The organism is Staphylococcus microti, from assembly GCF_000934465.1.
In the GTDB taxonomy this organism is placed as follows: domain Bacteria; phylum Bacillota; class Bacilli; order Staphylococcales; family Staphylococcaceae; genus Staphylococcus; species Staphylococcus microti.
This window is the reverse complement of sequence record NZ_JXWY01000029.1, coordinates 1-2,591: the sequence shown is the minus strand read 5'-3', so window position 1 is coordinate 2,591 and position 2,591 is coordinate 1. Positions and strand designations below refer to the sequence as shown.

Genomic DNA, 2,591 nt, shown 5'->3' with positions numbered 1-2,591 from the left:
TGGTTCAATTGGATTACCTGTATTCGGATCTGTCGGATTTAATGGATCATTTGGGTTAGTCGGATCCGTTGGATCTGCAGGAATATATGGAATATATTTACCTGGTTCTTCTATCTTTTCTTTATAAACATAAGTCACATACTTTGTACCTTTTGTTATATTGCCAATTGGATCACCACCATTTAAATCAGATGATGCATAAATATCCCTCATTTTACTTATAGTTAAGTTGCCTTGATTTGACACTGTTCCAACTGGATACTCACCTGATGGTACTAATTCATATACTTTGTCACCAAAAACAATCTCTTGAGGACGATTATCAACCACTGTATCATATGGTGTATTAAACTTGGTATTTGGGGTATCTTCTACGGCTTCTTTGATTGTGTTTCCTAACTCATCAACATAATTAACTATTAAATTACCTTCTTGAGTAGTGTAATAGTATTCTACAGTATCAGGATATTCAAATCTATTTGAAATATCTAACGTTCTACCATTATCATATCTTGAATTAGTTACTTCTCCCTTTTTTAAGGTAACTGATGAACTAGATGCAGCATCACCACCATCATAGTCAGCAACAGATATAGCATCATTTGATGGTAAACCATCTTTTATAAAACGCACTTTTTGGAAGATTACTTGGCCACCAAAACCATGGTTAAAATACTTTTCTTCTTCAACATTATCAATGATTGTGTCCCTAATAGAATAATTATTAGGATTTAGTTCAAAATCATAATCACTATTTGGAAGGTTGTTTGCTTCTATTCTTCCTTTGTCTAATTTAGCTCCATTTATAGAATCAAATGTTCCTGGGCCTTTGGCATAAGTAAACCAAGCTTCTGTCTTAATAGTCCCTTCATCATCTATTACTGTATCTTTTCGATATAATGTCCCCCTACTCATTGTACTTACACTATAGCGAACATTACCTGATATTTTGGTGCTATACCTATTGATAAAACCATTTTTGTTAATAGGCATTTTAGTGGTATTAATATCATACCCTTCAATATCAATTGGTTCTGTTGTGTATTGACTTCTAGTCCAACCATATTGTGTATATGACGGTACTATTTCTCCCCCTAATTCATCATAATAATGCGTGGTTTGACCTTTCCAAAATGGTAAAGTTATAGGATAAGACACAACAGGATTCGTATACTTATCTATGTTTGGTCCATATATAGGAGTATAATCCGAGAAGTCTGCGTCATTAACTTTTAAAAATCTAAATTGACGTTTATCACCAGAAGCTATTACACCTATAAGTGTTTGATCGTCAATTTTTATTTGATCCCCATCTTGAACATTCTTTATATCTACAGTGGTCAAAGATGACCTTCTAGAATCATCGAATGTAGTTATAAAAAATCTCATAGGAGTTCCTTCTTGATCTATATCTTCTTTTCTAACAGATAGTACATATTGTTTTGCTCCATCATCACCCTTCATTACTACTTCAAAGGTATAATGATCGGGGTTTGGTGTCTTATTAATTGCATAAGGTAGATTAGACTTTTCAGGCAAATTGTTTTCATTGACACTGTATCCGTCTCTATTCTCTATATTTTCCTTAGCAGCTCTCAATACATGGGGAACTGTTTTTGAAGCTACCTGGTAATGTTTGTTTAAAGTTAATGCATTAATTTGGTCCCTACTCAATTTCTTATACAAATCTGGTGTCATTTCAAAATATCTAAAATCCTCTGCTTGTAACTGCTTTATTGTTTGAGGGCTTAATTCTTCAAAATCAGAAGTAGTAACTGTTCTTTCTTTAATTTGTACCGTATTATTTTCACGATCTTCAATTGTCTCATTTGGAGATATATTACTTACTTCTCCAACAATTCCAGGATTCTCTTCTACCTCATTTGAATTTGTTGGCATATCAACGCCTTCTAATGAGGTTGCTGCTCCTATAGGTGTATTAGTTTTAACCTCCATAAAAGAAGTATCTTTATCAATTTCATCAGCTGATACATCATTGGTTGTACTAACAAAAAACACTACACCTAATAAGACACTTGCAGCACCAAAATGATATTTTTTAATAGAAAAACGTTGCTTTTGATTTTTAAACGCACTCAATTATATTACCTCCTGAAAACAATTATTATACAAACATAATTTATTACAATATACCTCGTTTGTCACTAACAAAAACGATATTCTTTCGCACTAAAAAAGCAATTGTTTAAAAAAACATTCAAATTACAGTAAAATTTTCACAAACTATAAAAATGGTGTAAGGTACCATTAACTAAATAATTACCACTATGATGGTGTCATAGAGAGAGTTAAGGCAATGTCAAAACTAAGAGTATGGACTTTTATTTAAAATAAAATTATGAAAATGATTAGCTTTAATGAGTTTACCTTGATGCATATCAATAGAACGGTACCTAATTGGATGATTAAATATTACAGTGAACTAGACGATGTCGATATGTGGGTATATTTTGAATCGTATAATACACTCAGATTGATTTGTTTATCTGAAGCTTACTTACATGATGCGCTTAAGTTTGTTCTGAAGAATTGTTCTAATGATCTTATTTATGACTTCTATGTCTTTCTAA

At 31.9% G+C, this 2,591-nt stretch carries 2 protein-coding genes; one reads left to right on the top strand and one right to left on the bottom strand.

What is annotated here, in order from left to right; all coding sequences use genetic code 11:
• Nucleotides 1-2,100: YSIRK-type signal peptide-containing protein (locus TP70_RS03715; RefSeq protein WP_044359395.1), on the bottom strand; the 2,100-nt coding region annotated here is incomplete at its 3' end.
• 292 nt (nucleotides 2,101-2,392) lie between these two features.
• Here TP70_RS03715 and TP70_RS12560 point away from each other — a divergent pair.
• The coding region (locus tag TP70_RS12560; RefSeq protein WP_044359394.1) for a hypothetical protein at nucleotides 2,393-2,591 on the top strand (199 nt) is incomplete at its 3' end.